The organism is Bacillus sp. 1NLA3E (assembly GCF_000242895.2).
Lineage (GTDB): Bacteria > Bacillota > Bacilli > Bacillales > Cytobacillaceae > Bacillus_BU.
This window is the reverse complement of record NC_021171.1, coordinates 48,032-67,332: the sequence shown is the minus strand read 5'-3', so window position 1 is coordinate 67,332 and position 19,301 is coordinate 48,032. Positions and strand designations below refer to the sequence as shown.

Here is a 19,301-nt window from a genome sequence, read left to right as displayed (position 1 = left end):
AGTTATTTTTTTGGTAAAAGTGCTATTAGTTTGCTTCCCAACGGAAGTAAGACAAGCTCTTCTTCTTTAAATACACCGCTTTTTAAAACAAATATCAAATAAAGCGCACCCCCGATCATCACAGCCGTAAGCGACTGTAATGACGCAAAGAATCTTCCTGATGGAAAAAACATATCTGTTACTTTAATGTAGCCTAGCAAACTACTACCCATGATCAATGAAGCAAAGGCAATGGTTTGGATGTAACCCTTCGGCATTATTTTTTGTCCGACAACTCTTGTTAATTTTACAGATAATAAAATCAAAATAACAATCATGGCTACTACAGATGCAATTGCTGCACCAAGCGTCCCAAAATGAAGGACAAATGGAATATTTAATAAACACTTAATCGAAAAACCTAATAAAATAATTCCTGCCGGTAGAATGCTTACACCTAATCCTTGAAGAATACTTGAGATTGTAATAATGATTGAGGAAAAAAGAATTAATAAACAAATAATGGCTAAGATATTGGAACCTTGACTGTTTTCAAATAACATGACATTCGTTGGCTTGATAATACACATTAAACCGATTGATCCGCCAACTCCAACCATGATACTAATTTTTAGAGCGGTTTGTATTTTATTAACCAAAACATCTTTATTTTTTTTCATTTTTTCACTTGAAATCAATGGGACCAACGAAAGAGACATGGAAGTGGCTAGAACGGTTCCTAACTGTAACAACGGTTGGCCACGGTCATATATCCCCTTAAGTTGTTTTGCCTCAAATTCACCGATTCCTGATGATACAAGCAATGTGTATAAGTTAATAGAATCAGCCATTTGAATAAATATTAATAGCATACCCGTAATACAGATAGCAAACCCCTGAAAGGTTAAGGTCTTCACAATATCTAAAACTTCTTCCATTTTAACGGAACGAAAAATAGCTATGATTGAAAGACTACTATTCCTTTTTCGCTTACTAAAAAAAGTAGCTAAGATAACTCCTGAAACGATCCCGCCCGTAATCGAGCCAAATGCGGCTCCTCCGCCAACAATATAAAGAGAATATCCCTCATGCATAAATAAAGCAGCTAACACCAAAATAGTTGTTACTCTTATCAATTGTTCCCCAACCTGTGAAACAGCTGTCGGCAACATGTCGCCATTTCCTTGGAAGTATCCCCTAAATACCGAATTAAACGGAAGAATAATAAAGATAATTGAAATGACTCGAAATAAAACAGCCAAATGAGGATCTTTCATTTTCCCTGCAAAAAAGTCAGCACCAAAATACATGCCAGAAAAAGCAAGAATACCGACTATAAAGAGGAAGAAAAAAGATGTAAAAAGTAATCGAGTTGCTTCAAACTCATCTTCATTGCGACTTTTTTTCTCGGAGTAAAGCTTGGAAATAATCACCGGAAACCCATTGGTTGTTAAGACAAGCGCCAATCCATAAAATGGGTATACTTGCTGATATATATAAAACCCGACATCCCCAACCATATTTTGAAAAGGAATTCGATACACAGCACTTAATATTTTCGTAAGGATGGCGCCAATTGTTAATATTAAAACACCCTTCAAAACATCCTGATTTTGTCTGGGCTCCATAGCCCGTCTCACCTACCAAATTATAATTTTCAACGTATTATAGCATATTACCCTTTTTGCTTTCAGTTATTAATGTTGAATAAACATGAGAGCCCTCGTTAACATCCGCCTTATTATGTTAGTTTCTATGTAAGGATTTTCTAGTAATGATAAAGTTCTTGTATATATCAATTGAAAAAAGGCAGCTCTCTGCTACCCTTTTCAGCAAAAACATTATGAATATGTTGTAAAATCGTTATAAATCATTACTTCCTATGTCTCCATCTGCCGAGCTAAGAAACTCGAGGCCGTTTCCACAGCTTTCTGTTCAACGTCTCCGAGTGTTCCTTCTTTTGCAACTATAATGACAGCACCAATCGGATCACCATTGGCTATAATTGGGCCAATAGTATAGGAAGTTGCATTCTCATCAATCCCATCCACAAGTGAAACTGATTCCTGTTGATTCATGATGACAGGACTTCGATCTTCCATCGTTTTTTCAACTAAATCACTAATGTTCTTATTTAAGTAATCTTTCTTTGAACCGCCTGCAACAGCAATATAAGTATCTCTATCGCAGATTAAGACAGGATTCCCCAAACTATCATACAGGGCCTCAGCATACTCTTTTGCGAAATCACCCAACTCACTAATAGGTGAATATTTCTTTAAAATGACTTCTCCGTCTCGATCCACAAAAATCTCGAGAGGGTCACCTTCACGAATCCTAAGCGTTCTACGAATTTCCTTTGGAATAACCACACGACCTAAATCATCGATTCGACGAACAATACCAGTTGCTTTCATCCAAGTTGCCTCACTTTCATCTGATGATTTGTTGTTTGGCAATGATTCATGGTGGTTCTGGAGTTAAATCATCACCATGTTAGAACTTATTATCTTTCAACTGGAAAGTTCTATACACAAACAAACAATTTTTCTCATAGATGTTAGTTATTCCAACTCTGGTAAAAAAGTGAAATTTACCTCATGATAATCCACAACAAGTTTTATCATGAAGAAAGTGACTCATTAGCAGCCTTTGATTGATAAATGGACTGGATTAGTTCAAAGGCAACAGACAGCCATTTATGACTTTCAATTCCTTTAATATGAAGAACAAGCTTAAATTTCTTCCCATCCTGCCCCATTCCGACCATTCGCCCATACTTAGAGCTTATTTGCACGATCTTTTTCATATCAATACCGGCACTTCCCTGTTCAGACAATATAATTGTGACTTCTTGTTTCACTTGTTTGATTAATTCCACTTTGGATAATTGTGCATAAACCTTCAACTCAGCAATTTGGAATAAATAGGCCACCTCTTCAGGGTATTCGCCAAATCGGTCGATCATTTCCTCTTGAAGCTCCTCCAGTTCTTCGAGTGCTGTTAATGAACGGAAGCGTTTGTACATTTCTATTTTTTGATGTCCGTCACCTATATAGGCATCAGGAATATAAGCATCAACCTCAACATCAATTTCTAGTGTTGGTGCTTCATCAAGATTTATATCACTTTTTCTAGCTTCAATCGCTTCTTTAAGCATCTGAGAATATAGATCAAATCCAACTGAATCGATAAAACCGTGCTGTTCAGCTCCAAGTAAATTTCCTGCCCCACGAATGGATAAATCCCGCATAGCAATTTTGAATCCGGAACCAAGTTCAGTGAACTCCTTAATTGCTTGAAGTCGCTTTTCCGCAACTTCAGTCAGTACTTTATCCTTACGATAGGTGAAATAAGCATAAGCGACCCGATTTGATCGGCCAACTCGACCTCTCAATTGATAAAGCTGAGACAAGCCCATCCTATCGGCATCAAAGACGATTAACGTATTAACATTAGGAATATCTACGCCCGTCTCAATGATTGTCGTACTGACTAGTACATCGTATTCTCCTTCAAGGAACCCTAGCATAACCGATTCAAGCTCATTTTCTGACATTTGTCCATGAGCACAAACTACCCTGGCATCCGGAACAAGCATGGAAATTTCCTCAACCTTCCTTTCAATGTCCTCGACCCGGTTATAAAGGAAATATACCTGCCCATCTCGAGCTAATTCCCGCTCAATCGCTTCTCTAACAAGTCCTCCATTATATTCCATAACATAGGTTTGAACTGGAAAACGATTTTCCGGAGGCGTTTCAATGACTGACAAATCACGAACACCCAGCATGGACATGTGCAGAGTTCTTGGGATTGGAGTGGCAGTCAGTGTTAGTACATCAACGTTTGTTTTTAATTGTTTAATTTTTTCTTTATGGGTCACACCAAATCGTTGTTCTTCGTCAATTATTAGTAGTCCGATATCGCGATAAATGATATCTTTTGATAACAAACGGTGGGTTCCGACAACAATATCAACGGTTCCAGCTTTTAAACCCTTTATCGTTTCTAGTTGTTCTTTTCTAGTACGAAAACGACTTAATAGTCCAATTTTTATCGGATAGTCCTGGAAACGCTCCCGCATTGTTTCATAGTGTTGTTGTGCAAGTATTGTAGTCGGCACTAAAAACGCAACCTGTTTCCCATCTGCAATTGCTTTGAAACCGGCACGAATCGCTACCTCGGTTTTCCCATAGCCAACGTCACCACAAAGCAAACGATCCATCGGACGTTCTTTTTCCATATCTTTTTTAATTTCATTAATTGATCGAATCTGGTCCTCTGTTTCTTGATAGGGAAATGCCATCTCAAAGTCTCGCTGCATATCGCCATCAGGTGAGAAGGAATGGCCTTTAGCAGCTTCACGTTCCGCATAAAGCTTGATGAGATCATCGGCAATATCTTGCACAGATGATTCAACCTTTTTCTTAACTCGTTTCCAATCTGTACCACCAAGTTTATAGATTTTTGGCTCTTTTCCTTCTGAGCCAACATATTTCTGAACAAGATCAATTTGTTCGACAGGAACATATAGTTTGTCGCTTCCTTGATAACGAATATGGAGGTAATCTTTATGAACTCCGTTTATTACGAGTGTTTCGATTCCTAAATATTTTCCGATTCCATGATTAACATGAACAACATAATCCCCGACACGAAGCTCAGAATAGCTTTTGATTCTCTCTGCATTTGACAATTTTTGACGGCGTGGTGTCTTTTTCGTACGTTTATTAAACAGCTCTTCCTCAGTTATGACAGCTAGTTTTTGAATGGGAAGCTCAAATCCGGTATGTAAATTACCCTCCGTGATTTGGATTTTACCTGGAAGAAGAGGCTGATCCTTCTTAAGAACTACTGCTTCAATTCCATAGTCTTCTAAAACACTTTGAAGTTTTCCTACTCTTTCTTTATCTGTTCCTAGAAATAGGACTGTATTTTTCCCTTTAGCCCACCGCTCTGTTTCTGTCTTTAATACATGCATTTGCCCATGGAAATTCTGCATCTGCTTACAAGAAACATTTATAATGTTTTGTGGATTTGTATTTGGAACATGTCTTAAAAACAAGGACATATAGGAAACAGAGTGTGCTGATTTATGGAGCAAAGGTAATAATTGATGGGATATTTTAACATCATGTAATATTTTACCTTCTCCCAATAGACTTGTATACCACTCAGCTTCTTCCTTTTCTAATGAATCATTCATTTCTTGTACTCTGCTAATTTCATCCACAAAAATTATTCCATTTGTCGGTAAATAGTCTAGTAAACTACTGGCGTCCCCGTAAGCAAATGATAAATATTTAAAAACTTGTTCAGGTTTTTGTCCCATTCGTAATTGTTCTAGCTCATAACCAATATTTTGCGCTAATAGTGTTTTAATCTTCTCTTGTTTAACAGTCTTCATGCTTTTAGCTAAGCCTGTCTCAATTTTTTCAATGAGACTTTCAAAATGCTCTGTTTCAAATAGCATTTCAGTAGCTGGTCCAATTTTCACTTCTTTTTGTTTTGCCTTTGATCTTTGATCCTCTAATGAAAACGTCCGAATTGAATCAATTTCTGTATCGAATAATTCAATCCGAATTGGATCGGACTCAGTTAGAGAATAAATATCCAGAATTCCACCTCGAACACTAAATTCCCCAGGGGCAGATACCATTTCAGCCCGAACATATCCCATATTCACTAATTTATTTAGAAGCGCATCTAAATCTACTTCTTCTCCAGTCTTAAGTGAAATTTGATAGCTTTTCCATAAATTCTTAGGTGGTAATATTTTACGAAGTCCAGCAACGGGCACGATGATGACACCGCTTTCTCCCCGAACCCAATGATTCATGGCCTCAATTCGTTGTGCCTTTAATTCTGGACTTGCTATGCTTAACTCTGCTGCAATGAGCTCATTTGCAGGATAAAGATAGACATCAGATTCCCCTAGTATATTGGTAATGTCGTCATATATTTTTTGAGCCTGTAAAAGATTTGGTGTAATAATCAATAATGGCCTTTTTGTTTTTTCGTAAACGGACGCCAGAAAAACGGTTCTGGCTGATCCGGATAATCCTGCAATTAATTGTTCTTTTAAACCCTCATCTACTCCGGCAATTACAGACTGAACATCTTCTTGTCTGCTTATGACAGATTTAAGTCCTTCCATCCGGACCCCTCCTCTCTATATAGAAAAGCGTAAGGCGCCGCTTATCAGCGACAAGCATAAGACGAGCCGGCCGGAAGGTTGCTTTTTAACCTTCTGGACGGATTGGCTTAGACCATAGAGCTGATGGCGCCTGAAGCTAAACAAATCGAAAAGCGTAAGCGGTTTGGTCGCCGCACCTAAACGATAACAGAAAAATGCTTTGGATGATGGTCCAAAGCTGTTAATGTATCAGAAAATCATATTGGTGATAGTCAGGATTCCGCTGTAAATATTCCTGACAGTCTTCACAAATGGATGTTATATGGATATCACCTTGTTGATCATAAGAAACCATTTCCTGTCGTTCCTCATCTGATAGCTTGTGTAAACCAAGTTCTTCACTATGAACGGACACTTTGTCTATAGATCCAATATTTACTCCGCAATGACGGCAATGGTAATAAATAGCCAAATAACTTCCTCCTCAACAGCATGGATAAAAATATTATTTACTGTTTGGAGAAAACTTATTCGTAAACCTATTGTATGTTATTTTTCTAGCAAACATGTAGCATTTAAACATTGAATTCATTCATAACTTGTAAAAATGGCCTTTTGAGCCACTGCTCACATGCACCCGAACATTTAACAATGACATCCTCCATCAAAACCCGTTCGTCCTTTGTAAAGCGTCCTAATACATAATCAGCTACGTTCGTTCCAGTTCGCGGGCGATCAATTCCAACTCTAATGCGATTAAAGTTTTGTGTACCTAGATGGGCTATCGTTGATTTTATCCCATTATGACCACCAGCACTACCTTGTTGGCGTAGACGAATCCGGCCAACTGGCAAATCAAGATCATCGTAAATGACGACTAAATCCTCAATCTGCACTTGATAATAATCCATCACAACGCGAATCGATTCTCCTGAAAGATTCATAAATGTAAGAGGTTTTAGTAACAATATTTTTTCCCCTTCAACATTTCCCATGCCAAAAATACCTTTAAACTTTGCTTGATCTAATCGAATATTAAGCTGTTCGGAAAGTTTCTCTATCACAAGAAAACCAATATTATGTCTTGTATTCTCATATTGTTTTCCCGGGTTTCCAAGGCCAACAATAAGCTTCATGCTCCCACCCCTATGTGATCTCTACTCTTTTAATCATACTATAAAAGAGGCTGACTTTTTAGTCAGCCTCTTATTTTATTATTCCTTTTTCGTTGTTTCTCTTCCCTCAAGCGCTTCAGGTGTCCCTGGTGACTGTTTTTCACCGGTACTAATCTCAACTTCTTGCTTAGGAGGAAGAATCGATACTAACACTTCGTCTTCATCATGATTTATTTTAACATCACTATTTGAAGAAATATCAGCTACCGTCAGATTCTCTCCAACCTGTAAATTAGAAATATCAACATGGATTGCTTGCGGAATATGATCCGGCGTTGCTGTAATCGATAGTTCATGAAGAGGTTGCTGAAGAACCCCACCATCCTTGACACCCAAAGGATCACCATCTAATTGAATCCGGACAGTTACTTGGATATCAGTTGACATATTTACCGCGAGAAAATCCGCATGAATAATTTCTTTATTTATCGGATCTGCTTGATAATCACTTAATATTACATTGCAGTTTTTGCCGCTAAGCTGCAAGGAGATAATTCCATTTCTCCCATTATCACGAATGGCTTTCGTTAAATCGGTCACATTGACCGATACAGGCTTACTCTCCATATTCACGCCATAAACAATCGCCGGAATATTGCCGTGATCACGTAATTCCTTTAAGTTCGACCGTTGAAATCCAGTTCGTTCTTGCGCCACTAATACTGCACTCATTTGAAGTTCACTCTCCTATTTTTTTCTCGGGCATCTATATAAAATTGCCCTAAAATAGGTAGAATTAAACATCTTTTTTATTCAAACAGAACACTTACAGATTGTTCTTCATGAACACGAATAATCGCATCCCCTAGCAAAGGTGCTACAGAAAGATTGACAATCTTATCAATATTCTTTTCTTCAGGAAGTGCAATAGAATTCGTAATGACAAGCTCTTTAATTTTTGAATTTTGTATGCGGCTAATTGCTGGACCTGATAATACTGGATGAGTACAGCAAGCGTATACTTCAGCTGCGCCATTTTCTACAAGCGCATTGGCAGCAAGCGTAATCGTACCAGCCGTATCAATAATATCATCAATTAAAATGGCAATTTTACCATCGATATTCCCAACAATATTCATTACTTCCGCCACATTTGGCTTTGGACGGCGTTTATCAATAATAGCAATTGGTGCTTTTAAACGTTCTGCCATTTTACGGGCACGCGTAACACCACCATGGTCAGGTGAAACGATAACAATTTCCTTGTCATAATGTTTATTTTTAAAGTACTCAGATAAAATCGGTACACCCATTAAATGATCAATTGGAATATCGAAGAAACCTTGAATTTGAGGTGCATGTAAGTCTAAGGTAATAACACGAGTTGCTCCTGCTGTCTCTAGTAGGTTAGCAACAAGTTTGGCAGTAATCGGTTCACGTGCACGTGCTTTACGATCTTGACGAGCATAACCATAGTAAGGAATTACAAGATTAATCGTCTTAGCAGAAGCTCTTTTAAGGGCATCAATTAGGATCAATAGTTCCATTAAATGCTCATTTACCGGTGAACTAGTTGATTGAATAATAAAAACATCACAACCACGAATACTTTCTTCGATGTTAATCTGAATTTCACCATCACTAAATCTTGTAACTGAACATTTACTAAGTTCCACTCCAATTACCTTTGCAATCTCTTCAGCAAGTTTTACATTTGAATTTAACGTGAATACCTTTAAATTGGGATCTAAATATTGGTTTGACATGATTGACCCTCCGCTTTATTTCTTATGGTTTAATTTTTCAACATAATTTTCCTTATTCACTTGGCGCGCACGTGCAATTGAAAGTGCATCTTCTGGTACATCACTTGTGATCGTAGAGCCTGCAGCTACATAAGAACCTTTTCCAATCGTAACTGGGGCAACTAAGTTGGAATTACAACCAACAAAAACATGATCTTCAATTTTTGTTAAAAATTTATTTTTACCGTCATAATTAACCGTTATCGATCCACAGCCAATATTTACATCCTTGCCAACTTCCGCATCACCTATATAACTAAGATGTGATGCCTTGCTACCTTTACCAAAATTGGCCTTTTTTATTTCAACAAAATTCCCGATCTTCACATCATCATGAATATCTGATTTCGGTCTAATATGGGCAAAAGGACCAATATTAACAAATGAGCCGATGCTGCTATCGTGGGCTACAGATTGACGGATGTTCGTTCCATTGCCGACATGACATTCTTTAATTTCACTATTTGGGCCGATCACACACTCGGAACCGATCTCTGTCTTTCCAGTTAAAATAGTACCTGGATAAATAACTGTGTCTTGACCAATTTTAACATCAGAACCAATATACGAAGTTGCAGGGTCAATTAGTGTAACACCATTTCGCATATGGGATTCATTAATTCTTTTTCGCAAAATGCGTTCAGCTTCCGATAAAGCAATCCGATCATTTACACCGAGAGTTTCTTCAAACTCTGCAGTCTGGTAGGCCGTAACCGTTTTTCCCTGCTTTTTCAAAATTTCAATGACATCTGGCAAATAATACTCGCCTTGAACATTATCATTTGATACTTGTTCAAGTGCAGTAAACAATGCAAGATTATCAAAGCAATAAGTACCAGTATTGATTTCTTTTATGTTTCGCTCTTGGTCTGAAGCATCTTTATGCTCAACAATCTTTTCAACGTAACCCTGATCATTCCGAATAACCCGTCCATAACCAGTTGGATCGGTTGCTTTAGCTGTTAACACGGTCGCCTTAGCTTGGGTTTCTTCATGTTGTTTGAATAGAGCCTCCATTGTTTCAGCCTTAATGAGCGGTGTATCACCACAAACGACTAAGGTAACACCTTGTTTCCCAGCAAGCATATCTTTTGCTTGAATCACAGCATGTGCCGTCCCAAGCTGTTGCTCCTGCAAGGCATACTGACTTTGACTTCCGAGCTGAGATTTTACCTTTTCTGCCCCATGTCCAATAATTGTGACCATTTCCTCTATGTGAAGTCTTGAAATTTGATCAACAACATGTTGAACCATAGGTTTGCCACAAACAGGGTGTAAAACCTTATATAATTTAGATTTCATTCTTGTTCCCTGGCCTGCAGCCAAAATGATAGCATACCGAGTAGACATGTATGGGCCTCCAATTTACCTTTTTATCCATTAAGAATATATCTTAAATAGCGGTTTATTTCAAGGAATCATCACAAAGTGTTTATATTTGCTAAGAAAGGGAGAGTGTTGGAAGGGGTTTCAGAAGGGTATGTATTTCCTTTATGAAGCCTAGTTTACAGGTGATTCTTGGGTAAAACGGCCCTATTTATTAAAATAAAAAAAGAGCCATACTTTTTTGTAGTAGGCCCTCGGTGTTTATCAATAATTATTAAGATGCTCCAGCTTCTTCAAATTCTACTTCTAATTCACCTAAACGATGGTATTCCACTAACACAGCTTCTTGAATTTTGCCACGGGTACCTGAATTGATTGGATGGGCAATATCCCGAAACTCACCATCTGGTGTACGTTTACTTGGCATCGCAACAAATAAACCATTATTTCCGTCAATGACCCGGATATCATGAACCACAAATTCATTATCTAAGGTTATTGATGCGATTGCTCTCATACGTCCATCTGTGTTTACACGGCGTAATCTTACATCTGTCACTTCCATCATGTTCACCACCTTCTCATTTTTCCGTAATGAAAACAATTTTAAATATTCAACAAGTATTTCCAATTTTCCTTCTTTATCCTTTTATTTTTTCAAAAAATTTGCTCAAATTGTGAACAAAAAATGAAACGACTAACGTAATATTTTAGAATAATTAAAAAACGCCCGTTATTATTTAACGAGCGCTACAACTTCAATTTCAACTAAAACATCTTTCGGAAGGCGGGCCACTTCAACACAAGAACGGGCTGGTTTATGAACTGAAAAATATTCACCGTAGACTTCATTTAGAGGAGCAAAATCATTCATATCTTTAATAAATACAGTCGTTTTAACTACCGTTCCGAAAGACGCCCCAGCTGCTTCCAATACAGCCTGTAAGTTTTTGAATACTTGATGGGTTTGAACCGTAATATCACCTTGTGCCAGGGTTCCCTCTGCTGTTAAAGGAATCTGACCAGAACTATAAAACATATTATTAACGATAATTCCTTGTGAATAAGGTCCGATTGCTGCTGGCGCCTGGTTTGTTTGAACAATTTTCATTACTATATCCTCCCTAATGTTTATTTAAACTGTGAAACTGTTACTTCTTTTCCCACGACATATTCCCTGCTAAAGTAAAATAGTTTCCATTTCCAACGTTAATTGACTTAGATTTCAAATCTACATCCGATAATTTCACTAGCGATAGGTATTCATCGACTAATCGTTCCTCTATGTTCTCTGACTCAACTAACACTGCTATCCCCGCCAAATGTGCTTTGAATTCCTCAAGCATACTCTTCATTCCATTCACGGTTCCGCCCGCTTTCATAAAGTCATCTACAATGAGAACCTTCGAACCCTCCGCAAGACTTCTCTTTGATAATACCATTGTTTGGATCCTTTTTGAGGAACCTGACACATAGTTAATGCTAACAGTAGAACCTTCTGTTACCTTACTATCCCTTCTAACCATTACCACCGGAACATTGAGTTGACTAGCAACTGCATAAGCAAGCGGAATTCCTTTTGTTGCGACAGTCATGACAACATCAATATCTGCATGTGCATAGGCTGATGCAAATAACCTGCCAGCTTTTTGAACAAAGGAAGGATCACCTAAAATATCCGTCATGTACAAATAACCACCCGGAAGAAGCCGTTCCGGACTTGCTATCAATTCACATAATTCATTCACAAATAACTTTGCTTCTTTTTCATTCACCTTCACATAATATTTAACCCCTCCGGCTGCACCGGGTACTGTCTGTAAGGTTCCTATCCCTCTTTGCTCAAATGTATCCTTAATGATAGCTAAATCTTCACTAATCGAGGACTTAGCTGAACCATACCTTTCAGCAAAAAAGGTTAACGATACTAACTCCCGGGGATGATCGGTTAAATAGTGTGCCATATCCAGTAAACGTTCACTTCGACGGAATTTCATAAAAGGGACCTCCAAAAACCGAATGTTTTATCGATAATATATCACTAATATACGGTTTTAATCAAGAGAATGACGGTCTCCTAAAATTCTTACTGCGAAAACTTGATCACAAAATCCTCTTAACCCGTTATAAATCCGATGCATTCTCGAATCATGTTGAACAAGACTGAAAACAGTTGGGCCACTTCCACTCATTAGCACAGCATCTGCACCGAATCTTTTCATTTGTTCTTTAATTTGAGCTACCTCAGGATAGAGGTTAAGTGTAACCTCTTCTAAAACATTCCCAACATTTTCACAAACCTGAGCGTAATTTTTCTTTTTGATTGCTTCAATCATTCCTTCTGTATGGGGGTGCTTCATTCTAGTAAGATCCAACCGACGATACACGTCTGCAGTTGAAACCCCAATAAAAGGCTTCGCTAAAATCACCCAACACGTTGGAGGAACGGGTAACTGAGAGACAATTTCCCCTCTTCCTGTAGCTAAAGCTGTACCACCATAAACACAGAAAGAGACATCAGATCCTATCTCTGAACCAAGACTTGCTAATTCATCTAAAGATAAGCCTAAATTCCAAAGCTTATTTAAGCCTCTTAATGCAGCTGCAGCATCACTACTTCCACCAGCTAACCCTGCCGCAACTGGTATCGTTTTTTCAATGGCAATCATAACGCCTTGTTTTACGTTAAATCGATCTTTCAAAAGTTGAGCAGCCTGATAGGCTAAATTCCGGTCGTCATCAGGAACAAACCGATTATGTGACACTATTTGTATTTCATTTTTATCTAATAAAGAAAGCTCAAGGCGATCCGCTAAATCAATTGTCGTCATAATCATTTCTACTTCATGGTATCCATCAGGACGTTTATGTAAGACATCTAATGATAAATTGATTTTTGCCGGTGCCTTCACTAAAAGCTTCAAAAAATCCACCTACTTTACAAAATTCGACCATCTTCATATTTTGTCCTATTTTACCATAAAACAGACTGTATAGAACGACTGATTCCCAACATTATTCGGAATAAGTAGGACAATTTCCTTATAAAGTGAAACTTCAATCAGTAGGGATTTCATTTCTTGATGAAGTGAAAAAAAAAAGTCAGGGTTTTAACCTGACTTCCTGCCGTGTGATTTATAATTGATTGAATCCTAAAGCTATTTTAAAGAGAAATTACTGTTTGTTTAAGAGTTGTTGTTCCGCAAGCTCAATTGCTCTTTTCACCATATTCCCCGCGTCTCTGGCCTTAATTCCACCCCAGCCTTCTTTTTGGACAACATCGTAAAAGCCAAGCTCCTTTGCTAGCTCCTCTTTAAAACGTTCCGACATAATCCCTCTTTTTCTGCTCAAAAAAACAACCTCCTTATTCACAAACGGCATGATTAGTTTGTGGAAAGGCCGGAAAGTTATTTATCATATTAGAAATATCATCAAAAATGGCAAAATAAAAAGCAGAGAACGAAAGTCCACTGCAATTTAAACTACTTATTAACTTAAAGCAATGCTTCCTGATGTATCTTCATAGAAGGTAATCTGAACCGTCTCGGTTAAAATATCCGCATAACTGTATGATACCCGTTCAAACGCGTTTTCTTCTTGATCCAACTCAATTACAAATACGGAAGGATACGTTTCTGCTAAAACACCGGAACGTTCAATCGTCTTTCTTCGTCCTCCGTTCGCTTTTAGCATAAGTCTTTTCCCTAAATTTGAATCGAGAGCTCTCTTAATATCCGCTAATGTTCTTGGCATTCAGTCCACCTCACTATTGAAAGTATATCACGATTAGCAAAAAAAGTCAAACAAAACATAAAATTATAACAGTCTAACAAAAAGATTGTCAACATTTTTCATTCCTCTTTTTTTGCTAATTTTCAACATTTTTATATTAACCCTAACATGGATGGATTATGTACCCTTTTTTGATATAATATTTTCCCAAATCCAAAAAGGCACAAAAATAAGCCGATTGGATTTAACGGCTTATTTTTGATTTTTATTCATCCACCGGAAGCTTATATGGCATCCCTGTTCTTAACACACCCTTTGTCTCTATTCCACCTAATCCCTTTTCTCCTGTTAAAGTGTTTCTTAAAACATCCCATACGTTTATTCTCTCCATAAACGGTGTAAAGCTAATTTTCGCCACAATGTACACCGGATCAAGCGCATGAATATTAACCCGAGATGGTGAACTCGCAAAATTAGCTCCAGCATGAATGAGTGATTCAAAATGCGATTGGCACGCTCCTGCAAAAATGACCAACTGATCTAAGTGGGGAACCTTTTTTCTTGCTTCAATGACCGTTTCTACAAATTGCCTCGAATGACGATACGCATTGATATCCGACATTTTTCCTTTAGCTTTAGAATATGAATCATGCCCTGTCACAACTAAAATGTCAGGACGATAATAATCGAGAAATTGTCCAATCTTTGCTGGCATTTCTTTTTCATTACAGTGAATCCCATAAACAGGAACTCCGACCTTCTCATATAACAAAAGACATTTTTTTAAATAAGTGGCATCCCCATCCATGTGAAGGACCTTCCCGGGCATTTGAAAATAGTTTAATTCTTTGCTATATCCTTCAGTTGCATCGTACTCCTGTTTCTGCTTAATTAAGCTCACATCTTGGCGAAACAATTGAAATGATTGTTCTTCCATGGATCGAAACTGTTGAGACTTCTTCATTCGTTCAGTTTGATCAATCGAAATGAGATCTTCATAAGGTGCATCAGCAATAAGCCGAAAATCCTCCCCGTATAAAATGGCGATTTTCCGCCCATCTTCTTCTCTTATATCAATGACACGAAACAGGATGTCACAATGGTATGACCTTCTTCCGACTACATCCATAATGCTTATCGCCACTGTCAACCACTCCATACAGCCCATAAAATGGGCTTTCCTAAACTAAATATTTCTTTGATAAGTTATGCGAATACCTAATTAAACGTGAAAAAAACTGCCATAGAAAAAATGACAGTTTGATTTATCGTTATACCAAAATAGCATATGTATGATACACGCTAGTTTTGAAATCAATCTTATTTTGAAAAGAATGGGATTAAGAAGTCACTCAACCGCGCAAACTCCTCGATTGAAAGGGTTTCTCCTCGACGCCTCGGATCTATATTCGCCTGTTCTAATGCTAAAACGATAGACTCCTTCTTTTCCTTACCGTTTGGTAACTGGCTTGTTAAATTGTTTAAAATGGTTTTTCTTCTTTGAGCGAAGCTCATTTTTATCACCCTGAAAAAGAATGCCTCATCAATCATAGTCACCGGTGGATTCTCTCTAACAGTAAGCCTGATGACAGCGGAATCTACATTAGGCTGAGGAACAAAAACCGTCTTTGGAACCGTCATAACAATCTCAGCCTTCGTATAATACTGGACGGCAATTGATAAGGATCCATAATCCTTTGTACCCGGGTTAGCGGTAATTCTCTCTGCCACTTCTTTTTGCAACATCACCACAATTCCTCTGATTGGTAGCTTTTCTTCAAGAAGCTTCATGATGATTGGAGTCGTCACGTAGTATGGCAAATTAGCTACCACCATGACGTCTTTGATATCACTAAGCCTGTCCTCCATCACGGTCTTTACATCCGCCTTCAATACGTCCTGATGAATCACTTCAACATTGGAATATGGATCCAATGTTTCGTTGAGAATAGGCAATAATCGTTGATCGATCTCAAAAGCAACGACCTTTTTACTGCTTCGGGCTAACTGTTCTGTTAAAGCCCCAATACCAGGACCAATTTCAATAGTGCCTGTCTCTTCTGTAATTTCAGCGTGATCAACGATCCTTTTTAAAATATTGGGGTCAATTAAAAAATTTTGACCAAGGCTTTTTTTGAAAGAGAATCCGTATTTTTCCAAAATGTCCCGTGTTCGAATGGGTGTCGCAATATCCTTAAGCATTCTTTTCCTCCTGTCTAATTACCGCTATTGCTGCCGCAAATTCCTCGCGGCTAATTTGAAACATCATTAATCTTTTATGGAGCTGTTTCCCATTGGTGTAGCCTATTTTTAGCAATTTGCCAAGTTTTTCCCTCTTTTCCTTTGCGCCGTCACCGCCAATCAAACCTGCGTCGATCAAGTCCTCTTGAGTCATTTCTTCAACGATACTTATACTCATCTCATGAGCCTGTTCAAGCGCCTTCAAAATGGTTTGGGGAGAAGCATGCTCGACACCTAAGCCTCTTCCACGACTTTTGAGCGCTTCTTCTTTCGTAATGAAGGCATGCTTACAGCCAGGAACTTGTTGAGCAATTATTTTCCGAATCTTTTCCCCTGGAAAATCAGGATCGGTAAATACAATAACACCCCTATTCTTTTGGGCAAGCTTGATCTTTTCAATTGTTACTTCGTTAATGGCAGATCCATTTGTTTCAATTGTATCTGCGTCAACTGCTCGTCTAATCGCAGTGGTATCATCTTTTCCCTCCACTACAATAACCTCTTTAATTTTCATGTTTAAGTTTTCCTCCAACAATAAAATATTCCTAAATGTGAATGTAATTTTATTAAATATAAATGTAACATTTCTGTTATATTAATCGTCTATAAATGTGGTATTTGAATAAAAATAGAATAAGAACATTATCTTATATTCTAAAGAAAAATGACAAAAAAGCAAAATGCAGAGGAATTTCTCCCTCTGCACTCAGTTTGCTACAAAATTCTAATTTTTACTTTTTTGTTTCCCCAACGGAATGCATCCGATTTTGATGGGAAAAACACATCAATCTTATATCCCTTTATTGCAGAGCCAGTATCTGCTGCAACTGCATAGCCATACCCATCAACATACACCTTGGTTCCAAGAGGTATGATATTCGGGTCAACAGCAATGACTTTTACATTCGGATTCACCCTTAGATTAATCCCCGTTGCAGTAGTACCAGAACAGCCGTTGCACGAGGCTGTATAGGCGGTAGAGCTAACATAGATCTCTTGTCCACTTGCTGCTCCACGGGACACTTGTTGAGCAAACGTCATGGTCCCCACAGCTACTACCTTATCTTGCTTTTCCTTAAGTTTGGTTTCATTCAATAAATTTCTAACAACTTCCTTGCCATTTTCCAAAACTACTTCATAGGTTTTCTGTAAGAGGCCCTTTTGCCCCTCCGTCACAACCGTTTCGGTACCCTGTGTCAAGTTGTTGTCTTGCTTTGTTACCACGGCAAATTCAACTGGTTCTTCCACAACATCGGTGACTTTTTCAACTCTAATGACATTTATCACGCCATTTTCCTTTACGGGATCTTCTGGCTTAGGATCAACTCGGTCTAGTTGATTCAGCGTAATTCCTTGTTGTACTAAAAAGTCAGCGACCGTAGTCGAAGTGGACCAAACTTGGTGCTCTACTCCGCCATCCACTAAAGTTAACGGAAAGGCACTTTTTACTGTTACCTTCAATTTGCTTTTTATCTTTACAGCAGGCCTGGGATAAACCTTGTCTTGTTCTTTTAAAGCAACTTTCTGCTCTTTTAACAATTGTGCAACTGTTGTGGCTGTTGTCCAAACCGTTTTCTTCTCGCCGTCTGTGACAAGTTGAACCTGTTTTGCTGGTTTCCAAACAATTTTCAAGTTGTTCTTAACCCTTGTGTTAACCGCAGGAAACACATAGTCTTCTGAGCGAAGAGAGATATTTTGATCATCAAAGATTCCTTGGACGGTTTCCTTGTGGGTCTTGATGACTTTTTCATGACCGTCAATCGTAAATACTATAGTTTTTTTCGTCGTTTCATACAGTATACCACCTGTTGATGCAACAAAAACTATGAAACTTGCAATAAAAACGGTCAATCTCCTCTTCCTCGAAAGAATGGAAAACAGGTTTTTCATGTTTTTGATTACGATGAAAAACGCCTCCTTATCTCGAGTGAATTATATAGACTAACTTGCCGCCTGTCAACCAAGGCACATTTTCCCTGACGTATCCCAATTATGCAAAAAGTCAAGAGAAAAAGAAAGGAAGACTTGTCGACATGATTATCCTATGTTTCACCGAAGGCGTGTAGAACTTTAGTGGATAACAAAAAATTCAGACAAGCTCTATTATAAATCGACAAAATCCTTTATCGATTTATGCCGAATAATTTTTTTGCATTTTCTGTCGTTATTGCTCCAACCTCTTCCAACGTTTTCCCTTTAATCTCCGCTATTTGTTCCGCAACTAGTTTTACATAGCCAGGCTCATTTCGTTTTCCTCGATTAGGATGAGGAGTTAAATAGGGGCAATCCGTCTCAATTAATAGTCGATCTAGCGGAATCATTTCTGCCACTTTTTTTGGTTGTTTGGCATTTTTAAATGTTACCGGTCCTCCGAGAGAAATATAAAAGTTCATTTTTATACATTCTTGGGCAATTTCTGGACTTCCACTAAAACAATGCAATACCCCACCAACTTCCTCCGCTTTCTCTTCTTTCAAAATCGTAATGATATCAGCAGTAGCATCACGATTATGAATAATAATTGGTAATTTTACCTTTCGAGCTAATTGAATTTGTTTCCGAAAGACCTCTTTTTGGATTTCCTTTGGGGATTTATCCCAATAGTAATCTAATCCCATCTCTCCAAGTGCCACTACCTTAGGATGCCCAGCCAACGATTCAATCCATTGAAAATCTTCTTCTGTCATATCAATTGCATCAACTGGGTGCCAGCCAACACTTGCATATAGAAAATCATAAGCTTCTGCTAATTCAATTGCTTTTTTTATCGTCGGGCGGTCAAACCCTACGACAACCATCGTATTGACACCTGCTGCTAGGGCCCGATCAATAACCTCTTCTAAATCATCTTGATATTGTTCTGCGTTTAAATGGACATGAGTATCAAAAAGCATGATCAATTACTCCCTTACAAAAATAATATTTAGTCATATTTTATCGTTTTAGACACATAAAAACAAAAAC

General features: G+C 38.0%; 19 protein-coding genes. All 19 read right to left on the bottom strand.

The features are described from left to right. Positions 1–2: 2 nt before the first annotated feature. Positions 3–1,607, bottom strand: a complete 1,605-nt coding sequence (locus tag B1NLA3E_RS00325) for a putative polysaccharide biosynthesis protein (protein ID WP_015591905.1) — start codon at positions 1,605–1,607, stop codon at positions 3–5. Between the two features lie 252 nt (positions 1,608–1,859). Further along, the gene (spoVT, locus tag B1NLA3E_RS00320; RefSeq protein ID WP_015591904.1) at positions 1,860–2,396 is read right to left on the bottom strand and encodes a stage V sporulation protein T; all 537 of its coding nucleotides are present in this window, start codon (positions 2,394–2,396) and stop codon (positions 1,860–1,862) included. Between the two features lie 206 nt (positions 2,397–2,602). Continuing rightward, positions 2,603–6,139, bottom strand: a complete 3,537-nt coding sequence (gene mfd / locus B1NLA3E_RS00315) for a transcription-repair coupling factor (RefSeq protein ID WP_015591903.1) — start codon at positions 6,137–6,139, stop codon at positions 2,603–2,605. A gap of 220 nt (positions 6,140–6,359) precedes the next feature. Then, positions 6,360–6,590, bottom strand: coding sequence for an anti-sigma-F factor Fin family protein (locus tag B1NLA3E_RS00310; RefSeq protein ID WP_015591902.1), 231 nt, complete (start codon positions 6,588–6,590; stop codon positions 6,360–6,362). 103 nt (positions 6,591–6,693) lie between these two features. After that, a complete protein-coding gene (pth, locus tag B1NLA3E_RS00305; RefSeq protein WP_015591901.1) occupies positions 6,694–7,254 on the bottom strand; it encodes an aminoacyl-tRNA hydrolase in 561 nt (186 codons plus the stop codon). Positions 7,255–7,332: 78 nt separating this feature from the next. After that, the gene (locus B1NLA3E_RS00300) at positions 7,333–7,965 is read right to left on the bottom strand and encodes a 50S ribosomal protein L25/general stress protein Ctc (RefSeq protein ID WP_015591900.1); all 633 of its coding nucleotides are present in this window, start codon (positions 7,963–7,965) and stop codon (positions 7,333–7,335) included. Positions 7,966–8,042: 77 nt separating this feature from the next. Next, positions 8,043–8,999: a ribose-phosphate diphosphokinase gene (locus B1NLA3E_RS00295; RefSeq protein WP_015591899.1), complete on the bottom strand. Its 957-nt coding sequence runs from the start codon at positions 8,997–8,999 to the stop codon at positions 8,043–8,045. Between the two features lie 15 nt (positions 9,000–9,014). Next, positions 9,015–10,388 carry a bifunctional UDP-N-acetylglucosamine diphosphorylase/glucosamine-1-phosphate N-acetyltransferase GlmU gene (gene glmU, locus B1NLA3E_RS00290; protein WP_015591898.1) on the bottom strand — a complete coding sequence of 458 codons (1,374 nt, stop codon included), beginning with the start codon at positions 10,386–10,388 and terminating at the stop codon, positions 9,015–9,017. A gap of 250 nt (positions 10,389–10,638) precedes the next feature. Beyond that, a complete protein-coding gene (gene spoVG, locus B1NLA3E_RS00285) occupies positions 10,639–10,929 on the bottom strand; it encodes a septation regulator SpoVG (RefSeq protein ID WP_015591897.1) in 291 nt (96 codons plus the stop codon). Between the two features lie 171 nt (positions 10,930–11,100). Continuing rightward, positions 11,101–11,475, bottom strand: a complete 375-nt coding sequence (locus B1NLA3E_RS00280; RefSeq protein WP_015591896.1) for a RidA family protein — start codon at positions 11,473–11,475, stop codon at positions 11,101–11,103. A 40-nt stretch (positions 11,476–11,515) separates the two neighbouring features. Next, positions 11,516–12,361, bottom strand: coding sequence for a pur operon repressor (gene purR / locus B1NLA3E_RS00275; RefSeq protein WP_015591895.1), 846 nt, complete (start codon positions 12,359–12,361; stop codon positions 11,516–11,518). Between the two features lie 57 nt (positions 12,362–12,418). Continuing rightward, the gene (ispE, locus tag B1NLA3E_RS00270; protein WP_015591894.1) at positions 12,419–13,288 is read right to left on the bottom strand and encodes a 4-(cytidine 5'-diphospho)-2-C-methyl-D-erythritol kinase; all 870 of its coding nucleotides are present in this window, start codon (positions 13,286–13,288) and stop codon (positions 12,419–12,421) included. A 250-nt stretch (positions 13,289–13,538) separates the two neighbouring features. Further along, a complete protein-coding gene (locus tag B1NLA3E_RS00265) occupies positions 13,539–13,715 on the bottom strand; it encodes a small, acid-soluble spore protein, alpha/beta type (protein WP_015591893.1) in 177 nt (58 codons plus the stop codon). Between the two features lie 138 nt (positions 13,716–13,853). After that, positions 13,854–14,117 carry a biofilm formation stimulator Veg gene (veg, locus tag B1NLA3E_RS00260; protein WP_015591892.1) on the bottom strand — a complete coding sequence of 88 codons (264 nt, stop codon included), beginning with the start codon at positions 14,115–14,117 and terminating at the stop codon, positions 13,854–13,856. A 244-nt stretch (positions 14,118–14,361) separates the two neighbouring features. After that, a complete protein-coding gene (yabG, locus tag B1NLA3E_RS00255; protein ID WP_041580820.1) occupies positions 14,362–15,240 on the bottom strand; it encodes a sporulation peptidase YabG in 879 nt (292 codons plus the stop codon). Positions 15,241–15,416: 176 nt separating this feature from the next. Beyond that, positions 15,417–16,298, bottom strand: a complete 882-nt coding sequence (rsmA, locus tag B1NLA3E_RS00250) for a 16S rRNA (adenine(1518)-N(6)/adenine(1519)-N(6))-dimethyltransferase RsmA (RefSeq protein ID WP_015591890.1) — start codon at positions 16,296–16,298, stop codon at positions 15,417–15,419. After that, positions 16,291–16,851, bottom strand: coding sequence for a ribonuclease M5 (gene rnmV, locus B1NLA3E_RS00245; RefSeq protein ID WP_015591889.1), 561 nt, complete (start codon positions 16,849–16,851; stop codon positions 16,291–16,293). The genes rsmA and rnmV overlap by 8 nt, the downstream gene beginning before the upstream one ends. Positions 16,852–17,051: 200 nt before the next feature. Further along, complete coding sequence (locus B1NLA3E_RS00240; protein WP_015591888.1) at positions 17,052–18,227, bottom strand: G5 and 3D domain-containing protein; 1,176 nt, start codon at positions 18,225–18,227, stop codon at positions 17,052–17,054. Positions 18,228–18,460: 233 nt separating this feature from the next. Then, complete coding sequence (locus B1NLA3E_RS00235) at positions 18,461–19,231, bottom strand: TatD family hydrolase (protein ID WP_015591887.1); 771 nt, start codon at positions 19,229–19,231, stop codon at positions 18,461–18,463. Between the last annotated feature and the right edge of the window lie 70 nt (positions 19,232–19,301).